Source organism: Streptomyces yamdrokensis (assembly GCF_053890455.1).
In genome coordinates this window covers 6,427,851-6,446,868 of record NZ_CM132679.1, presented here as the reverse complement: position 1 = coordinate 6,446,868, position 19,018 = coordinate 6,427,851, and the positions used below count along the sequence as shown (strand labels likewise).

13 protein-coding genes are annotated in these 19,018 nt (G+C 73.4%); 6 read left to right on the top strand and 7 right to left on the bottom strand.

The annotated features are described in order from the left end of the window. The first annotated feature begins 34 nt into the window (after positions 1 to 34). Together treY and ACWZEH_RS28470 are read left to right on the top strand one after the other, a co-directional pair. On the top strand, positions 35 to 2,434 hold the full coding sequence (gene treY, locus ACWZEH_RS28475; protein WP_456193932.1) for a malto-oligosyltrehalose synthase: 2,400 nt from the start codon (positions 35 to 37) through the stop codon (positions 2,432 to 2,434). 325 nt (positions 2,435 to 2,759) lie between these two features. Beyond that, complete coding sequence (locus tag ACWZEH_RS28470; protein ID WP_456193931.1) at positions 2,760 to 4,034, top strand: M14 family zinc carboxypeptidase; 1,275 nt, start codon at positions 2,760 to 2,762, stop codon at positions 4,032 to 4,034. A 448-nt stretch (positions 4,035 to 4,482) separates the two neighbouring features. Here ACWZEH_RS28470 and ACWZEH_RS28465 read toward each other — a convergent pair whose 3' ends face one another. The 3 genes from ACWZEH_RS28465 to ACWZEH_RS28455 all read right to left on the bottom strand — a co-directional run bounded on the left by ACWZEH_RS28465 (position 4,483) and on the right by ACWZEH_RS28455 (position 5,999). Then, the gene (locus ACWZEH_RS28465) at positions 4,483 to 4,914 is read right to left on the bottom strand and encodes an SSI family serine proteinase inhibitor (RefSeq protein WP_456193930.1); all 432 of its coding nucleotides are present in this window, start codon (positions 4,912 to 4,914) and stop codon (positions 4,483 to 4,485) included. After that, positions 4,911 to 5,126, bottom strand: a complete 216-nt coding sequence (locus tag ACWZEH_RS28460) for a hypothetical protein (protein ID WP_456193929.1) — start codon at positions 5,124 to 5,126, stop codon at positions 4,911 to 4,913. The genes ACWZEH_RS28465 and ACWZEH_RS28460 overlap by 4 nt, the downstream gene beginning before the upstream one ends. A 321-nt stretch (positions 5,127 to 5,447) precedes the next feature. After that, positions 5,448 to 5,999, bottom strand: a complete 552-nt coding sequence (locus tag ACWZEH_RS28455; protein ID WP_456193928.1) for an FHA domain-containing protein — start codon at positions 5,997 to 5,999, stop codon at positions 5,448 to 5,450. A 180-nt stretch (positions 6,000 to 6,179) separates the two neighbouring features. Here ACWZEH_RS28455 and treZ point away from each other — a divergent pair, with 180 nt between their 5' ends. Next, a complete protein-coding gene (gene treZ / locus ACWZEH_RS28450) occupies positions 6,180 to 7,925 on the top strand; it encodes a malto-oligosyltrehalose trehalohydrolase (RefSeq protein WP_456193927.1) in 1,746 nt (581 codons plus the stop codon). Positions 7,926 to 8,018: 93 nt separating this feature from the next. Here treZ and ACWZEH_RS28445 read toward each other — a convergent pair whose 3' ends face one another. From ACWZEH_RS28445 to ACWZEH_RS28430, 4 genes are all read right to left on the bottom strand, one after another. After that, positions 8,019 to 8,981 carry an aminoglycoside phosphotransferase family protein gene (locus ACWZEH_RS28445; protein WP_456193926.1) on the bottom strand — a complete coding sequence of 321 codons (963 nt, stop codon included), beginning with the start codon at positions 8,979 to 8,981 and terminating at the stop codon, positions 8,019 to 8,021. A gap of 841 nt (positions 8,982 to 9,822) precedes the next feature. Continuing rightward, on the bottom strand, positions 9,823 to 11,985 hold the full coding sequence (cyc2, locus tag ACWZEH_RS28440; RefSeq protein WP_456193925.1) for a germacradienol/geosmin synthase Cyc2: 2,163 nt from the start codon (positions 11,983 to 11,985) through the stop codon (positions 9,823 to 9,825). Between the two features lie 184 nt (positions 11,986 to 12,169). Further along, the gene (locus tag ACWZEH_RS28435) at positions 12,170 to 13,348 is read right to left on the bottom strand and encodes a damage-control phosphatase ARMT1 family protein (RefSeq protein WP_456193924.1); all 1,179 of its coding nucleotides are present in this window, start codon (positions 13,346 to 13,348) and stop codon (positions 12,170 to 12,172) included. A 107-nt stretch (positions 13,349 to 13,455) separates the two neighbouring features. Beyond that, positions 13,456 to 14,103 carry a ScbR family autoregulator-binding transcription factor gene (locus tag ACWZEH_RS28430; protein WP_456193923.1) on the bottom strand — a complete coding sequence of 216 codons (648 nt, stop codon included), beginning with the start codon at positions 14,101 to 14,103 and terminating at the stop codon, positions 13,456 to 13,458. Between the two features lie 669 nt (positions 14,104 to 14,772). On the opposite strand from ACWZEH_RS28430, the gene ACWZEH_RS28425 reads away from it, so the two are divergent. From ACWZEH_RS28425 to ACWZEH_RS28415, 3 genes are all read left to right on the top strand, one after another. Further along, the gene (locus tag ACWZEH_RS28425) at positions 14,773 to 15,786 is read left to right on the top strand and encodes a substrate-binding domain-containing protein (RefSeq protein ID WP_456193922.1); all 1,014 of its coding nucleotides are present in this window, start codon (positions 14,773 to 14,775) and stop codon (positions 15,784 to 15,786) included. A gap of 186 nt (positions 15,787 to 15,972) precedes the next feature. Next, positions 15,973 to 18,537, top strand: a complete 2,565-nt coding sequence (locus ACWZEH_RS28420; RefSeq protein WP_456193921.1) for a sensor histidine kinase — start codon at positions 15,973 to 15,975, stop codon at positions 18,535 to 18,537. 51 nt (positions 18,538 to 18,588) lie between these two features. Next, the gene (locus ACWZEH_RS28415) at positions 18,589 to 19,017 is read left to right on the top strand and encodes a roadblock/LC7 domain-containing protein (protein ID WP_257853794.1); all 429 of its coding nucleotides are present in this window, start codon (positions 18,589 to 18,591) and stop codon (positions 19,015 to 19,017) included. The last annotated feature ends 1 nt before the right edge of the window (position 19,018 follow it).

Genomic DNA, 19,018 nt, shown 5'->3' with positions numbered 1-19,018 from the left:
CAGGAAGGGCGGCAGGGCGGGTACGTACGTCTGCATGACCTCTGAGCGATCTGAGCGACCCGAGCCCTCGGTGCCCACCGCCACGTACCGGCTGCAACTGCAGCCCGACTTCCCGTTCGCCGCCGCGGCGGCCGCCGTGCCGTACCTGGCCTCGCTCGGAGTGTCCCATCTGCACCTGTCACCGGTCCTGGAGGCGGTTCCGGGCTCGCGGCACGGCTACGACGTGACGGACCCCGCGCGCGTGCGGGAGGAGCTGGGCGGTGAGCGGGCGCTGCGGGACCTGTCGCGCGCCGCGCGGGAGCACGGTCTCGGCCTGGTCGTGGACATCGTCCCCAACCACATGGCGATGTCCCCGCGCCACAACCGGGCCCTGCGGGAGGTACTGCGCGAGGGGCCGTCGTCGCGCCACGCGCGGTGGTTCGACATCGACTGGGAGGCGCAGGAGGGCCGGGTGCTGCTGCCGGTGCTGGGCGGGCCGCTCGGCGCGGAGCTCGGCCGGCTGAAGGTGGACGGCGACGTGCTGCGCTACCACGACCACGCGTTCCCGCTGCGCGAGGGCACCGCCCGTCTGCCGCTGCCGCAGCTCCTGGACGCCCAGTGGTACCGCCTCGCGTGGTGGCGGCTGGCCCGCACCGAGCTGAACTACCGCCGGTTCTTCAGCATCTCCGAGCTGATCGGGGTACGCGTGGAGGACCCCGAGGTGTTCGAGGCCACCCACGCCAAGATCCTCCGGCTGCTGCACGAGGGCGTCGTCGACGGGCTGCGGGTCGATCACCCGGACGGGCTCGCCGACCCGGACGAGTACCTGCGCCGGCTGCACGCGGCGACCGGGGGCCGCTGGACCGTGGTGGAGAAGATCCTCTCCGACGGCGAGCCGCTGCCCGCCTCCTGGCCGGTCGCGGGCACCACCGGTTACGACGCCCTGCGGCACGTGGACGGCCTGTTCACGGACCCGGCCGGGGCCGGGGAACTGCTCGGCCGGTACCGGCGGTTCGCGGCGCCGCAGCCGGACCGGGGCGGCGCGTGGGAGGCGACGGTGCGGCGGGCCGGGTACAAGGTGCTCACGCACGAGCTGGCCGCCGAGGTCGACCGGCTGACCCGGGTCGCCCACCGCGTGTGCGCGACGTCGCCCGAGCCCGCGCTGCGCGACCGCGCGCCCTGGGCCCTGCGCACCGCGCTCGAGGAACTCCTGGTCCGGCTCGAGGTGTACCGGCCCTACGCGTCCGTGGACCCGGCCGGCGTGGTCACCGAGGAGGCCGCGGCCGGCGCCCGGCGCGCCTTCGCCGTCCCCGAGGAGGCCGGGGCGGTGGACGTCGTACGGGGTCTGGTGCTCGGGCGGTACGGCGACGGGCCGCAGCAGGTCGAGTTCCGTACGCGGTTCGCGCAGACCGCGTCGGCGCTGCGGGCCAAGTCGGTGGAGGACACGGCGTTCTACCGCTACGTGCCGCTGTTGTCGGCGACGGAGGTGGGTCACGACCCCGGCTCTCCGGCGCTGTCCCCGGAGCGGTTCCACGCGTACTGCGCGCGCGTGCAGCGCGACTGGCCGGCGACCGGCACCGTCGTCTCCACGCACGACACCAAGCGCAGCGCCGATGTGCGGGCCGCGCTCCACGTGCTCACCGAGTGCCCCGGCCGCTGGGCGGACGTCCTGGCGGAGGTGACCCACGTCGGCGAGGGCGTACCGGATCCGCAGCTGGCGTGGGCGGCCTGGCAGACGGTGTTCGGACTGGGCCCGGCGGACCCGGAGCGGGTGACGGGCGCGCTGCTCAAGCATGTGCGCGAGGCAGGCCTGCACACGAACTGGACGGAGCAGGATCCGGCGTACGAGGAGGCGGTGGCCCGGTTCGTGGCGGCGGGGCCGTGCGGGGTCACGGGTGAACGGGTCGCGCGGTTCCGGGCCTCGCTTGAGTCGTACATCCGCGCGAACGTGCTGGGCACCGCCCTGGTCCATCTGACGATGCCGGGCGTGCCCGACGTCTACCAGGGCACCGAGTCCGAGTACCGGGCCCTGGTTGACCCGGACAACCGGCGCACGGTGGACTTCCCGGCCGGGGCGGGGGACGGCGACGGCGCGGACGCGGTCGGCGGCGGCAAGGCGGCGGTGACGCGGGCCGCGTTGCGGTTGCGGGCGCGGCGGCCCGGGGTGTTCGGCGACACGGCGTCGTACGAACCGCTGACCGCCGAGGGGCCGGGGGCCGCGCACTGTGTGGCGTTCGTGCGGTCCGGCGCGGTGCTGACCGCCGTGACCCGGCTGTCGCTGCGGCTGGCGGAGGCGGGCGGCTGGCGGGAGACCCGGCTGGCACTGCCGCCGGGCCGCTGGACCGACGTACTGGTGCCCGGGCGGGGGTTCACGGGGCACGTGCGCGTGGCGGAGCTGTTCGAGCGGTCACCGGTGGCCCTGCTGGAGCGCGCCGGGGACGCGGACGGGGCGTAGGTCCTGTCGTCGGGCCCGTGCCGTCCGCACGGGGGGACGGGGCTCGCGGTGTCGTGCGGGGTCCCGTGCGGCGGGTGGGGAGGTTCCGGCCGAGCCGGGGCGCCCGCACGGCGCCGCCGGGGGCAGGGCGGGCACAAGGGAGACACAGGGGAGTTCGGCGGCCGGGCGTGACGTGTCCGACCGGGCCGCCCGGGCACGTCACGAGGGGCGGAGGTGCCGGTCGTGTGCACCGCGTGCCGTCCCCCGAAGCCTCCCCGTCGCACCCTTGACACCGGTCCGTGGCCGTGGGGTACTGCGGTGTGCGACGACGGGTGGTTGGCGGGGGGTGGGTCTCCTGTTGGAGCTGCGCTACCCGACGGTGGCCGAACTCGTTCTCGCCGCCCGTGCGCTGACGGCCCGGCGGCCCGGCCTGTGCGTCCTGCGGCAGGTGGGACTCTCCCGCGCGGAGCGACCGCTGCACCTGCTGTCGGTGGGTCACGCTCGGCGGGCCGTGCTGGTGGTCGCGGGCGCCCATGCCAACGAGCCGGCCGGCGGGGCCACACTGCTCGCGCTGGCCCGGCGGGCCGTGGCGGAGCGGGAGCTGCGGGACGGCACGTCCTGGCACTTCCTGCTGTGCGCGGACCCCGACGGGGCGAGCCTGCATACGGTGACGAAGCCGGACAGCCTGTATGACTATCATCTGGGCTTCTTCCGTCCTGTCGGCCGGGAACAGCCGGAGTGGGCCCCGTCGGCCCTGCCGCCCGACCGGCTGCCGCCCGAGACCCTGGCCCTGACCGGGGTCATCGACGAGTTGCGTCCCTACCTCCAGGTGTCGCTGCACGGGACCGATCTGGGCGGCAGCTGGGTCCAGCTGACGAGGGACGTGCCGGGGCTCGCCGAGCCGTTCGCGAAGTCCGCCGCGGAACTGCACATCCCGGTGGAGACGGGCGCCTCGGACGCGGCGGGCTGGCCGGCGTCCGGCCCCGGGGTACGGGTGATGCCCGCGGCGGGGGCCGGTCCGGCGTATCCGAGCCTGCCGGACGACGCACGGCACAGCACCTGGTACCACGCGCACCGGTACGGCGGTCTGACGGCGGTCGTCGAGGTCCCGATGTGGGCCGGCGCCCTGGTGGACGATCCGGAGCCGCATCCGGATCCGGCCGAGACGCTGCGGCATCTCGCGGCCCGGCTGCTGCGGGACGCGCGCGAGGTGCGGCAGGTGCTGGAGGAGGCCCGGCCCGGGGCCATGGAGGGCGCCGGTATCGCCGGCGGTCCGCTGCTGCGGGCGGCCACCTGGGGGCTGGAGCTGGTTCCGGGGCTGGCCTCGGACCTGGTCCGCACCCCGCCGCCCGACGGCACCAGGGCGTACGTGGCCAGCGTGGACGCGTTCACGCGCCGGGTGCCGCTGCGGGCGGCGGCGATGCTGCTGCGGGAACTGCGGGAGACCGACGCGCACGCGGCGGCCCGGCTCGAGCGCCTGGTCGCCCTGTGGAGCGACGCGTTCGCCGTGCACTTCCGGGCCCGCTGGGTGCCCGTGGCGCACCAGGTGGAGCATCAGGTCCGCACGGTCGTGGCGGCGGCGCTGCATGCCCGCGGGAGTGCGGGAACGGGAGCGGGCTGACCCCGCCCGCTCCCGGAACCCTCACGGGGCCGGGGTCTGTCCGGCGGACCGTGCCAAAGGCGCGGGGTGCCGGCACGCCCTCCCCCGAGCCCTTAGAGGTCCTTGCACTATGCCCGCCCGGGTCGCGCGGCCCGGCACCGCACCTCGCCGCGTTGCCGAAAAGCCCTGGTAGCTCCGCTACAAGGGCTCTCCGGCGCCTTGCACCGCACGGCACCGGACCACGCGACCTCATCGGGCGGGCATAGTGCAAGGACCCCTTAGAGCCGGGAGGACCCCGGCGGCGTTGTCGTCGGTCGCCGACTCCCCCGTCCCCGGCTGCGCTCGAGCGGGGGACCCCCATCGCGTCGGCGCCCTCCTACGCCTCGCGGCTGAACGCGCCGGCCTCCGCTCACCCCGGCCGGCCGGATGCCGCCGGTCGCCTCCTCCGACCTGATCCGCCGGACAGGCCCTACGGCCCGTCCAGAGCGAACACGGAGCCGGTCCGGGCCTCCATCGCGCACCGGTTCGGGAAGGTCTTTGTGTACTCGACCGGCTGTCCTCGCCACTGCCCGCGCGCATGGGCGGTCACCGGGGCGTAGACCATCGGGCAGTAGGTGTCCCGGGCCGGGATGCCGGTGATGCGCCCGTCCGCCGCGGCGAGTTCCTCGCAGGCTTCGGCCGCGCGCGGGTGCCCCTGGGGCGGGTCGCAGAGGAGCAGGCTGCCGGGTGTCGTGCCGGTCCGGGTCTCGCCCTGGTCCACGCCGAGGAGGAGCCAGTGGTCGGAGTCGGCCGCGCCCTGGGGGTCCGGGTCCGCCTGCGCAGGGGTGGGAACGAGGAAGGCGAGGAGGGCGGACGCCGCCAGCAGCGCGCCCCGTACCGCTTTGGGTGAGGTGTACGTCATTCCAGATGCATCGGCACGGCGCTGCCGGAACCCCAGCCCGGCTCACCCGAACGGGAGGGGGTGCGCGGGTGCCGTACGGCCGGTTCGAACGCGGCGACCACGACGTGCGCCCGGTACTCGACCTGACGTGCGACCGGGATCCAGCGTGTCGCGCAGGTGTCGCGGTGGTCGGTGCACCGCGCGTCGATGAGCCGGTCCGGCTCCGGCGGCACCCCGGCCGGATCGTGACCGGTGGTGGTGACCAGCCGGTGCGGCAGCCCCGCGGTGCGCGGCGCCGGCCTTCGGCCCGCGACGGTGAGCGAGGTCGGCCGGGCGGTGTCCGCGGACGGAAGCGGGCGGACGCCGCCCAGCTCGCCGACGGCCGGATGGCGCAGGAGCAGTGGCGGGGCACATCTCCACGAAGTGACGCCGTCGGTCCGTCGACTCGCCCTTCACCGGGCGCGCCGAGGTACCCATCGTGAGCCACGACGGCGAGGAGGGCGTCAGCACCGTGGAGGGCAAAGGGAGTTCGACGATCTTCCCCGGACGGCCGGTCAGTTCACCGCGAGCCGGTACGTCATCCGTCCGAAGCCGATCTGGTCGCCCTCGCGGACGACGGCCGCACCGACCACCCGACGCCCGTTCACCGTCGTGCCGTTGGTGGAACCGAGGTCCCGCAGCACCCACAGGCCGCCCTGCCGGCGGAGTTCGGCATGCACGCGGGAGACCGTCTCGTGGTGGAGCCGCAGGCCGTTGGCGGGGTCACGCCCTATGCGCAGGGGGTGGGCGGTCGCCGGATGGGGCAGCAGCAGCTTCGGCAGCCGCTCGGCCCGCCACGCCCCGCGCAGCCGTACCGTGAACCCGGAGACCGCCTCCACCGAGCCGAACACCAGGCGCGAGAAGCGACCCTCGGTGGGCAGGTCGGCGGTGAGCGGGACGAGTTCGTCGGGGCACCGGGCCCCGAGCGCGAGCTCCATGCGCCGGATGAACGTGTCATGGGACAGCCGCCCCACGGCGACGCCGTCCCGCAGCACCTTCAGCGCCTTGTCGCGCTCCACGTCGGAGAGCCGCGCGGGGTACGTGTTGAACTCGAATGACGACGTCACACCGCTGATTGTCGGCCAGCGGCGGCCGGACTGTCCAGGAGACGGCACAAGCCCGCACGACCGCCCCCACTCCTGCGGCGGCGACACCCGCCGCAAAGGGAACATTCACCGGCGGATCGACCTCCGATGTACGACCATGGTCTGGCTACATCACGGTGAGCAGACGAAGGGGAACCGTCCGTGCAGTTCGAGGTGTGGGCACCGCAGGCCGGCGATGTGACGCTCCAGTGCGACGGCGTCACGCGCGTGTTGACGCGCGATCCGCAGCGGGAGGGATGGTGGCGCGGTGAGACGGACGCGCGGGACGGCTCCCGGTACGGCTTCGCCCTGGACGGCGGGCCGGTCCTGCCCGATCCGCGCTCGCGCCGGCAGCCGGACGGGCCCGACGCGCAGAGCGCCGTCGTCGACCACGACGCGTTCGCCTGGCGCGCGGTCTGGGACGGACGTCCGCTTCGCGGCGCCGTCCTGTACGAGCTGCACGTGGGCACGTACACGCGCGAGGGCACGTTCGACGCCGCCGCGAAGCGGCTGGAGCATCTCGCCGGGCTGGGCGTCACCCATGTGGAGCTGATGCCGGTGTGTCCCTTCCCCGGCCGGCACGGCTGGGGGTACGAGGGGGTCTCGCTGTGGGCGGTGCACGAGCCCTACGGGGGGCCCGAGGCGCTGAAACGGTTCGTGGACCGGGCGCACGCCCTCGGTCTGGGCGTCGTCCTCGACGTGGTGCACAACCATCTGGGGCCGTCCGGGAACCATCTTCCGCGATTCGGCCCGTACTTCACCGACACCCATCACACCCCGTGGGGCGCCGCCGTCAACCTGGACGCCCCCGGCTCGGACGAGGTGCGGACGTATCTCGTCGAGAGCGCGCTGGCGTGGCTGCGCGACTACCGGATCGACGGGCTGCGCCTGGACGCGGTGCACGCGCTGGCGGACACACGCGCCCGCCACTTCCTCGAGGAACTGTCGGCGGCCGTGGACGCCCTGTCGGCCGACACCGGCCGGCCGCTGTTCCTGATCGCCGAGTCGGACCGGAACGACCCCCGGGACGTCACGCCCCGCGCGGACGGCGGCCACGGGCTGCACGCACAGTGGAACGACGACTTCCACCACGCCCTGCACACCGCGCTGACCGGGGAGTCCCAGGGCTATTACGCCGACTTCGCGCGCGCCCCGCTCACGGCACTCGCCAAGACGCTCTCCGGCGGCTTCTTCCACGACGGCACGTACTCCTCCTTCCGCGGCCGGCGGCACGGGCGGCCCCTGGACCGTACGCGGATCGCCGGGCACCGGCTCCTCGGCTACAGCCAGACCCACGACCAGATCGGCAACCGGGCCCAGGGCGACCGGCTGGCCGCGCTGGTCTCCCCCGGCCTGCTGGCCTGCGCGGCGGCCCTCACACTGACCGCGCCGTTCACGCCGATGCTGTTCATGGGTGAGGAGTGGGCGGCGGGCACCCCCTGGCAGTTCTTCACGGACCACACCGACGCCGGACTCGCCAGGGCGGTGCGCGACGGCAGGCGGCGGGAGTTCACGGCGCACGGCTGGGCCGAGGCCGACGTGCCCGATCCGCAGGACCCCGCCACCCGCGACCGCTCCTGCCTGGACTGGTCGGAGCCGCGGCGCGAGCCCCATGCACGTGTGCTGGCCTGGTACCGGCAGCTCGTCGCACTGCGTCACGCGCAGCCGGACCTCACCGACCCCGACCTCGCCGACATCAGGGTGGTCTTCGACGAGGAGCGGCGCTGGCTCGCCCTCCGGCGCGGGGACGTGCTGGTGGCCGTGAACCTTGCCGGTGAACCGGCCGCGATCCCCCTGGGCGTCCCGCACGCGCGCGTACTCGCCGCCTGGGAGTCCGTCGGTGTACCGGGCGCGGACGGGGTCCTGCACCTGCCCGGCGAGTCGGCGGTGGTGCTGCTGCGGCAGTGAGTGCCCGGTGCGCCGGCCCGCGACCCACGGCCGTGTGCCGCGGGGTGCTTCCGTCGGGTCACGTCCGGCGGGGCACGCGGCTCGGGCACGCGCCTACGGCATGTCCTCGGCGCTGCGCAGGTCCGTCACGCGCTCCAGCATGATCGCCTCCCAGGCCCGGCGCAGCCGGACGCGCAGCAGCGGCAGCGGCATGGGTCCCGGCAGCGGGCCGGTGCCTTTGCCGCCGAGGGCGTCGGCGAGGTGGAGGACCGCGTCGCAGCGGGCCAGCCACAGGCCGCGCAGACAGGGCCGGGCGCCGTAGCCGGCGAGGGTGGCGGCGCGTACGGCGGCCGGGGAGCCCACGGCGAGCGCCAGGCCCGCGATGTCCTCGGCGGGGTCGCCGACCACCGCCCCGGCCCAGCCGAGGACCCCGCGTACCCGGCCGTCGGTGCTGACCACGAGACGCTCCCCGGTGAGGCCGTGGTGGACGAGGACCGGCGAACCGGACTGGGCGGCGAGCCGGCCGGCGGCGGACGGCGTGAGCTGCCGCAGGCGGACGGGTGCGAACTCGTCGGCGGCGGCCAGCCGTTCGGCGGCCTGTCCGGCGGCCCGGCGCAGGGACTCCAGGGAACGCGGGGAGACCCGCGGCACACCGAGCGTCTCCGCCTGCGGCACCGGTACCTCGCGCAGCCCGGTGAGCAGCCCGGCCAGATCGGTCTCACCGACGGCGGACACCCGGTGCTCCTCCGCCGATCCGCCGGACAGCCTGGTGTCCAGGGTGTAGGCCAGGCCCGGTGCCCATTCGCCGTGCGCCGTGCTCGACGGCACCGCGACCGGGATGTGGGGGCGGGCGAGTTCCCGCAGCCGCAGCTCACGGCGTCGGCGCGTGCTCGTCTCGCGGTCGAGTGCGAGGCGCAGCACCTGCCGGGCGCCGACCCACCAGGTGGCGGGACCGACGCCCTCACCGACGGGCAGCACGTCCGGTCCGTCGGCGGTCCCACCCTCCCCTTCGTCCCAAAGGAGGGTACGGACCAGCCGGCGGACGGTGTCCGCGGTGGGTGTCGGTGCCTGGGTCATGGTCGCGCCGCTGCTGTTCGGTGGGCGGGGAGGGGACGTCGGGGCCGCTCAGTCCACTATGACCGCCTCCCCCGCGGCACGCTCCGTACGGGTACGGAACACGTCGTCGGCGGCGGTGCGGGACGAGGACGTACTGCCGGTCATCCGGGCCTCCCGGGGCAGGTGCAGACGCGGGGCTACGAGCAGCATCCTGCCCGGCGGGCGGGGGCGGCGCGAGCCGGTGTGCCGTGTTCGTCCGGCATGTCGCCCGGCCCGGGAGGCCCGGGAGGCCCGGGAGCGGCCCCGCGCGCTCACCGGCCGTCCGCGGAGCACTGATGTGCCCGTCCGGACGCGGCATTCCGGTTCGCGACGGCCCGGGCCCCGTCCCCCGCTCCCCGAGCCCGGGTGACGAGGCCGGGAACGGCCGTGAGCTGTTGGAGGCCACCGCCGCGGTTTGGAGGCCACCGTCGCGGTGGCGCACCGTGAGCGTCACCCCCGCACCAGGCCCGCCGGGAACCACGGGCCCGGCACGTGGACACCGCCCACCGGCGCCCCGGCCCGCTGTCGTCCACGACCTCCACACCGGGCCGGGCGACGACGGGCCGGGGCGCCGGGGAGGGAACGGCACCCGACGCCGTCGGCGCGGTCGGCCCGGCGGCGCGGCAGCGCCCGCGAACCCCGCCCGGCGTTGCAGCCCGGCGAGCCCGTCCGCGCCCTCACCCGTGCCTCCGGCAACGGCCGCCTCTCGGCCGGGCATCGGCCCGGGTCGCAACGCGATCTGTTCCATGGATCGCCTCCGGCTGGAGTGCCACCCGGATCGGCGAGGGCCGACGAGCCACGAAGGAGTGGGACCGACTTCCTCTCAGGTGCGGGTGGCCATGGGCACCGCGGGTGTGCGGTCCGGCAGGAAGCCGTGGGCACGGCCGGAGAGCCACGCGTCCTTGTAGCGGTCCACGCTGCGGTGCCAGTGCAGGATGCCTGCCATCCAGTTCCGCAGGTCCAGCACGTAGTCCCGCATGATCGCGCGTGCCTCCTGGGACAGCTCGAAGTCCTCGTACAGCACGGGCAGTTCATGCGCCACGACGTGCTCGAACTGGTCCAGACGGCGGCTCATCAGGTCGTGGACGATGCCCAGCGCCGTCGGATAGTCGCAGCCGAAGAAGTTCTGCACGACGAGGATCGCGTTGTGGATCTCGCCCTCGAACTCGATCTCCTTCTGGTACGAGAAGACGTCGTTGAGGAGGCAGGCGTAGTCGATGGCCGCGTTCTCCAGCGAGCGGACCGGGCCGCTGCGGTAGACCTCGGGCGGGACGGCCGGGCCGTGGCCCATCCGGCACAGGCCGAGGGTCAGGTCGGAGCCGAAGGTCTGCCGGCGCATCTCCAGGTAGTCGACCGGGTCGGGCACGCGGTGCACGATCTGGTTGCCCAGCTCCCACAGCCAGCTCTCGGTCATGACGTTCACGGCGTTCTTCAGAGGCCCCCGCTCCCCGGGGGTCATGCCCGCCGTGGTGCGGGCCCACAGGTCGGCCAGGCCCCGCTCCATGGCGTTGGCCGCCGGGGGGACGGGTTCGCCGTCGACGGGCATGCAGTCGGACAGGCGAGCGGTGGTCAGCCGGGCGGTGGCCAGGTCACGGCGGTGCCCGTAGACGAGCGGGTAGTAGTCGTCGCCGTAGGTGCCCCAGGCGAGCCACTGCGCGCTGAGGTCGAGGGCCTCGGGAGTGGCGTCCGGGTCGATTCCGGCAGAGCACAGCGCGAGGTCGTAGGCGTCGAGCTTGTCCTCGTCCCACACGCCTTCACTCAGAATGCCGGTCCGCCGGCACCAGTCGACGAGGGTGCCGCGGGAGGCGTCGAGGTGCGGGCTGAGCTCCAGCGGGAACGGCATGCGGATCTCGGGGATCAGGGACGGGCCGACCCTCTGGTACGGCACGTGGGTGTGCGCCCGCAGCCTCGCCGCGCCCGCGGCGGCGAGCAGCCCGCGCACGTCGGCGGCCGAGGTGCCCGCCCCGGTCGGGCCCGCCCACGGGGAGGTATCCCGCGCGCCCTCGTTCATGTACCGGCTGGAGCGCATGTGCCACTCGTGGCCACCGGACTGCCAGTCCTGCAGGCCCTTCGCGTACGCCGCGACGGCCGCGACCTCGTGCGGGGCGAGGCCCTTCTCCAGGGCGAGGGCGGGTACCTCGGTGAACGCGGTGTGCTCGAACTGGTGCAGCCGCGAGGTGAGGATGTCGTTGACGGTGTCGGCGGCCTGCTGGGTGGTGCAGCCGAAGAAGGTCTCCAGGACGAGGACGCCGTTGCTGTTCTCGCCCTCGTCCTCGACCTCGCGCTGGTAGGAGAACAGGTCGTTGCGCAGGTGCACGGCGTCGGAGAACGTCTCCATCAGCACCCGGAGCGGCCTGGTCCCGGCGACGGCGACGGGCACTTCGGCGGTCGCGTACTCGACGAGGCCCGCCGACCACGGGGCGCCGCCGACCTTGCGGCGCATCTCGATGTACTCGACGGGGTTGGCGATCCGCCCCTCGTTGATGTTGGACAGTTCCCACAACGACTCGTTGAGAAGGTGTTCCGTGGCGACGGCGAACCGGGCGCGCCAGTCCTCGGACATCGCGGGCACGGTGCGCGCCCACAGGTCGGCGAGGCCCGCCTCGACCGGGTTGCGCGGCTCGGGCACGGGGGCCGAGGGGTCCAGCGGCATGAACAGCGGCAGCCGGTCCAGGTGGGCCTTTCCGCCCTCGCGGTCCTGGCTGCGTTTGAACAGTTCCAGGAAGTGGTCGTCGAAGAAGAAGACCCACACGTACCAGTCGGTGATCAGGGAGAGGGCGGGCCCGTCGCAGTCGGGGTGGGTGTAGGCGCAGAGCAGGCCGTAGTCGTGCGCGTCGAGATCGGCCTGCTCCCAGACTCCGGATCCCTCCAGCATGCCCATCTCGCGCGCCCACGCCGACGAGTGGGCGCGGGCCCGGTCGAGATGCGGGTTCAGCCGCGCGGGGTGCGGCAGGTAGAAGTGCGGAAGTTCGAACGGCTGGGTCATGGCCCGGCACTACCCGTGGCCCCGTGGCGGCATCCACCGGCCCGGACATGATCACACCATCGCGTGAACCCTCGCCGAAATGCCGAAATTCCGGTGCGGGAGTGCCGGATGCGCGCCTGTGCCACCCGGGCACGGGGTGCGGAGCGCTGGAGAAGACTCACCAAGGTCTTCATGAGTCTTCTAGCTAGGCCCGTACCTGGATCAGCGCGTGGGTGCCGCCGGTGCGCCAGCGCTGCCCCTCGGCCGCGACCAGTGCCTTCTCCGTCGCGGGGGCCAGTCCGGTGACGACATCGGACTTCAGGGTGCGCAGGGCGGCGACCGGTCCGGGGAAGTAGCCGGTGACGTCGGTGAAGGGTGTGGTGGGCGGCCAGGTCCGGTCACCCACCAGGCGGCGGTAGTTGAGGTCACCCTTGACGATGGTGAGCGCGGCCGTGGCGAAGTCGGCGCGGAGGTCGTCGGGCATCTCCTCGTACGGCAGCGGGGAGCAGGAGAACGGGTGGGCGCGGAGGGTGAGCCGGCCGTCGGAGAGGGCGTCCCACAGCCGGCGGCCGTGACCGGCCGCTGCCCCCCGGGCGTCGACCAGTCGGCGCAACGCGTCGACGACGTCGGCGGTCGTGGCGTCGGAGACGTAGTACGGGTACGGCTTGACGTGCAGCACCGCCCGGTCGATGGCGCCGTGGGCCAGCAGGTGTGCGATGAGCAGGAGATCGGGGACGAGTTCGCGTCCGGCGTTGTCCGCGACCAGGACGAGGGTGCCCGCGCGGGAGGAGTCCAGCAGCGACCACAGCCTCTCGCTGTCGTCGGCGACCAGCGCGGGGACGGCCGCCGCGAGGTCGGCCCCCTCGGCGGAGAGCCGGAAGCCGAGGTCGGCGCGGTTGCCCCACAGCGAGCCGTGCAGCAGGGCCTGCCCCCGCTCGTCCGCGGGCCGGTCGGCGAGGTCCTCGAGCGCGGTGAGTTCCCCGTCCGTCGCCGGCGAGTCGAGTTCGGCGCGTTTGGAGGGGCGGAAGGGGTCGATGCCCTGCCAGGGGCCAGGGCCGAAGTAGCCGACCGCTTGCAGCAGCCGGCGGTAGAACCAGCTCTCGGACCACAGCCAGGGCACGTCGTACCAGGACTGTCCGGCGTACGTGTTCATCCCCCAGGCCGCCCAGCGCTCCCGGTCGTGGGCGTCGGCGGGCAGGGGTTCGACGGTGCCCTCGGTGCAGCCGGCCAGCAGGGCGTCGAGCGCGCGTTGTTGATCGGGTTCGTACGGGAAGGCCTCGCGCACCTGCCGGATGATCGCGGGATGCCGCTCGGCGAGCACGCCGTGCGGGAACGAGCCGGGCCGGTTGCCGAGGATCACGGGAGCGGTGGGGGTGTCGGGCATGCGGCTCACCGTAACGCGCGGCGCCGGACGGCGCGTCCGGCCGCTCCGGCGGTGCGGAACGGCCGATGGACCGTCGAAGCCACCCGCGCGGGTCCCGCGGCCCCGCGTCAGACGGGTGCGATCTCCCGCTCCAGCCGTGCGGCCAGGCTGAGATAGCGGGCCCTGCGGGTGACCGGGACCAGGCCCCGGATGAGGAGCTGCCACATCTCCGCGGTGCGGCGGGGCTGTCGGGCGACGGGTTCCCGGCTGCGGCCCACGACGCGGGTGCCGATGAAGAAGCAGACGAGGGAGTGGGCCACGACGTCGATGTCGACCTCGGGGTGGACGTCGGACTCCTTGACCGCGCAGACGAGTCGGGCGGTGACGATGTCCGTCCACTCGGTGAACGGGTGGCGGAGCGGCGGACGGGGCCGGGTGCCCCCGGTGGCGAGGCGGAGCCCGGCCCGCAGGACGGGGTCCTCGGCCGACTGGCGGGCTATGCCGAAGGTCAGGCGCATCAGCGCCTCCAGGGAGGTGTGTCCCCGCAGTTCGGTGTCCCTGGCCAGCCTGCGGCAGGTGGCGGACTGGAGCTCCATGATCGCGTGCGCCAGGTCCTCCTTCGCCGCGAAGTGGAAGTACAGGGCCCCCTTGGTGACGTGGGCGTGCTCGACGATGTCACTGAGACTGGTCGATTCATAGCCTTGTCGGTCGAACAGATCGGCGGCGGCCGTGATGATCGTCGCACGGGTCTGCTCGGCGCGTACCTGCCTCGCCATCGACTGAACTCCTGAGCCGGAAAGGAACGGGTCATGCCGTTTTTTTTAACCCCGCGTACACGATAACTCACCCTGAGGCCGTACCCGTCAACCGGTTCCCCCCAAGACGCGGTACATATCCGGCAATTCGGGTTCCGATGCCGAAAGGAAACAGCGCGTCCGGTATCTGAGTGTGGCAGCCGCGCGGAGGAAAGAGAACGGCGGGCCGCCACGAGGGGGACGCGTCACGACCGGAGGGGACGCCGAGGACGGCCCGCCGGGAGCCGGACGGTGAGCCGCGGCGAAGGGCGGGTGCGGAGCCGTCCGGAATCCCGGGCAGCCGGGGCCCGTGTCCCGCCCGCGTGCGCCGGTGAACAGCCGGGACCGCGAAGGACGTTGGCCGGCGGCCGGTTCGTCCGTACGCCGCGGGGCCGGTTCCGTACCGTCCGCGCGGTTCGGTGCGCAGGGGTGTCATTCCTCCCTGCCGCCACGGAACTCACCGTTCATCACAATGCGGCAGCAGCATCTCACTTCCCGTGGCTGATCACTTGACTACCGGCAGGAGGACGCGATTGGCTCCGGTCCCAGCGGGAGTCACCCGGTCGGCGCACACCCCCGGCCCCGCCCCTGCTCTCGTCCCCTACCCCCGCCCCCTCCCCCAGCTCGGCGTACAGCGAGGTCCGCTCCCTCATGAACACTCGTCCCCCGGCCCATCGTTCCCCGAGACGGCCCGTCCACCTCTCGGCCCTGACGGCAGCCGTCGTCCTGGTGGTGACCGGCTGCTCCGTCTTCGACACGGCCGGCGACTCCTCGGACGCGGAGAACCCGGGCGCGGCCGGCGACGGGATGAGCGTCGTGATGGTCACGCACGGCGGTGAGGGGGACGCCTTCTGGGACCGGGTGAAGAAGGGCGCCGAGGCCGCCGCCGCGAAGGACGGCATCAACCTCACGTACGTGAGCGACGCGGACCCGGACGGCCAGGCCGAACTCGTGCGCAACGCCGTCCGCGACAAGGTGGACGGCATCGCCCTGACGCTGGCCAAGCCGCAGGCGATGAAGGGCCCGGTGGACGAGGCGCGCAAGGCGGGGATCCCCGTGGTCGGACTCAACTCCGGCATCGACGCCTGGAAGTCGGCGGGGCTGCTGGAGTACTTCGGTCAGGACGAGGGCGTCGCGGGGCAGGCCGTCGGCAACAAGCTCAACGAGCTGAAGGCCAAGAACGCCCTCTGCGTCGTCCACGAGCGGGGCAATGTCGCGCTGGAGGCACGTTGCGCCGGCATGCGGAAGACGTTCGGCGGAAAGGTCGAGAACCTCTACGTGGACGGCTCCGACCAACGTGCCGTCTCCGGCATCGTCACCGCCACGCTGCGGCAGGACCCGACCATCGACGAGGTCGTCGCCAACGGCGCTCAGTACGCCCTCGCCATGGCCGACGCCGCCAAGGAGGCGGACACCGGGGCGCACGTCGCCACCTTCGACCTCAACGAGGAGCTGGTGAGGGCCGTCCGCAGCGGTGACATCCAGTTCGCCGTGGACCAGCAGCCCTACCTCCAGGGCTATCTCTCCGTGGACGCGCTGTGGTTGTACCGGACCAACGGCAACATCAGCGGCGGCGGGGTGTCCCCGGTTCTCACCGGGCCGGCGTTCGTCACGAAGACCAACGCCGCCTCGGTCGCCGAGTTCGCGGCCAACGGCACCCGGTGACCGACACATCCCGTGAGGACGTACCCAAAGATTCGGTTACGAACGGGCTGTACGGTCACGTGTGCGGATAACATCCTGCGCATCACCTGTGACGTACCGGACGCACGTCCTCCTGACGCGTCCGCAGCCCGTTCTCCCGCCGCTCTCCGCCCGCTTTTCCGATGATCCGACCGCTCTAGGACGACGATGTCTCCACGGACAGGTGCCCGGCGCCGTCTCGGCTCCATACGTCTCTCGCTGGTCCTCCTGGCACTGGTGCCCACCGTCACCCTCACCGCCATGTGGGGTGTGACCACGATCCAGATGTTCTCGGAGGGGCTGCGGCTCCGTTCCCAGACGGAACTGAGCCGTTCCACCGGCGCGATGGGCACCGACGCGACCCTCGCCCTGCAGCAGGAGCGACGGCTGACCGCCGCCTGGCTGGCCTCGCCGAAGGACTCCCGGGCCGCTCTCGACGCGCAGCGCGAGAAGACCGACACGGCGGTGGCACGGCTGGTCGGACAGGCCGACGCGATCGCCGAGGCACCGGACCGTGTGTCGGACCCGCTGTACTCGGTGCTCGGTTCGGTGGGCAGCCTGGAGTACTACCGGGACCAGGTGGACGCGCCGAGCGACATCACCGCCGAGCAGGCACTCGAGCAGTACTCCTCGATCGTCCAGGACCAGATCCACGCCTTCCAGGAGCTGTCGCAGGTCGACGACGGCGACCTGACCTCGCAGGCCGGGCCGCTGGTATCGCTGGAGCAGGCCGCGGAGATGCTCTCCCGGGAGGACGCGCATCTCACCCTGGCCTGGCCGTCCGGGGAGCTCGACGACGAGTCCTGGGCCGGCTTCGCGGAGCTGGTCACCACCCAGCGCTGGCTGGTCGAGGACCAGATCGTGCCGTCCCTGCGCGGCAGCACCAAGACACAGGCGGAGAAGATCCTGCAGAGCCCCGAGTGGCGGACCCTGCAGGACATCGAGGACGCGGTACGCGACTCCCGTCCCACGGCCGAGGGCGGGAGGATCAGCCTGCCGGACGCCCAGAAGCAGTGGGACGCCGCGCTGGACAGGATCACCCCGCAGTACGCCGCCCTGATCGAGGAGCAGACCGACGCACTGCTCGGCCGCAGCGCCGACGAGGCCCGCGGTCTGCTGCTGACCGCGGCCTCCCTCAGCGCCGGCGGTCTGATCGCCCTGCTGCTGTGCGTCGGCATGTCGTGGCGGATCACCCGCTCGCTGTCCCGCAGACTGCGCGGCCTGCGGGAGGCCACCCTCAGCCTGGCCGAGGAGCGGCTGCCCGAGGTCGTGGCCCGGCTGGAGCGGGGCGAGAAGGTCGACGCCGAGTCGGCGACCACGCCCCTGGACTACGGTCACGACGAACTCGGCCAGGTCGCCCAGGCGTTCAACACGGCGCAGCGCACCGCGGTGCACACGGCGGTCGAACTCGCCGACACCCGGCTCGGTTTCCAGAAGGTCATCCTGGGCATCGCCCGGCAGAGCCAGAACCTGGTCAACCTCCAGCTCAGCAAGCTCGACCTGCTGGAACGCACGCACACCGACCCCGAGGTCCTCAAGGGCCTGTACGAACTGGACTCCACTGCAAGCCAGTTGCGCCGCTACGAGGAGAACCTCGTCATCATCAGCGGTGAGCGGCCCGGCCGGTCGTGGAGTGAGCCGGTCGCGCTGATCGACATCCTGCGCAGCGCCGTCGGTGAAGTCGCCGAGTACCAGCGGGTGGACGTGCAGACCGACGAGGAAGTCGCGCTGGCTCCGCCCGCGGTGGCCGACGTCATCCACCTGCTGGCCGAGCTGATCGACAACGCGACGGTGTACTCGCCGGCGCCGAGCCCCGTAGGGGTGCGCGCCGCTCTGGTGGCCAAGGGCCTCGCCGTCGAGATCGAGGACCGGGGCCTCGGCATGTCCGAGGAGGACTACGCCTCGATCAACACCCAGTTGGCCAGTCCTCCGCAGTTCGACGTGGTGGCGCTCGCCGACGACCTCCGGCTCGGCATGTTCGTGGTCTCCCAGCTGGCCCACCGGCACGGCATCACCGTCACCCTGCGCCCGTCGCCGTACGGCGGGACGACGGCGATCGTGCTGGTGCCGCACGCGATCGTGGTGCGGGAGGCCGCGCGTGCCCCCCAGGAGGCCGCGTTCGCCGTCGACGGTGCGGTGAACGGGCGCCGCCCGGCGGGTGCCGCGAACGGCACGGCCGCTTCGGCGGCCCTCGACGGCGGGGCCACCGGCTCCACGGACCCGGCAGGCGCGGCGGACACGGCACACGCCACGACCGGGACCGGCACCACGGGCAGGGCATCCGCCACGGACGGCCCGGACACCCCGGAGGCCGGGGGCGCCCCGGACACGCGGACCTCCTGGGACGGGCCGCCGCTGCCGTCCCGCTCCGGGGCCCCCGCGCGGACCGCCGCCCGCCCGGCCGGCGCCGCTCCCGCACCCCGGTCGAACGGGCTCACCCCGCTCCCCCGCCGGGTGCCGCAGACCAGCCTGGCCGCAGAACTCCGCGAGGATGCGGCGACACAGACCGTCGAGGACGACGCGGCGAACTTCACGGCGGAACACGCCGCCTCCTCCCTCGCCGGCTTCCAGCGCGGCACGTTCGAGGCGCGTGACGACGCCGCCGGCTCCGACGGCTCCGACGGCGATTCCGTGCGGCCGGCCGCCGATGACAGCATGGCAGCGTCCCCCGGGGCGCCCGCGGAGGCACCCGCCACCTCCGGAGAGTTCCCGACACCACCCGCCGACCGCTGAACGCCGACTGCCGAACGCCGAACGCCGAAACACCGAAGAAGGAACACAGTCATGACACGCCCCATACCCGCCACTCACACCCAGCTCGATCAGCTGCTGACCGGACTCGTGGAGCGGGTCGCCGACGTGAACCAGGCCGTGGTCCTGTCCGAGGACGGGCTGGTGGTCAGCAAGTCCACCGGGTTCCTGCGCGACGACGCGGAACGTCTGGCGGCCACCGCGTCCGGGCTGATGAGCCTCAGCAAGGGTGTCAGCATGGACTTCCGCGGCGGCCCGGTGCGCCAGGCCCTCATCGAGATGGCCAACAGCTATCTGATCCTGACCTCGGCCGGGCCCGGCGCCCATCTCGTGGTGCTCACCGGTCCGGGCGCGGACGTCGGTGTGGTCGCGTACCAGATGAACATGCTGGTGAAGAAGATCGGCGAGCACCTCAGCGCGGCGCCCCGGGGCACGGCAGGTTCCTCCGACTCCGGCGCGTGAG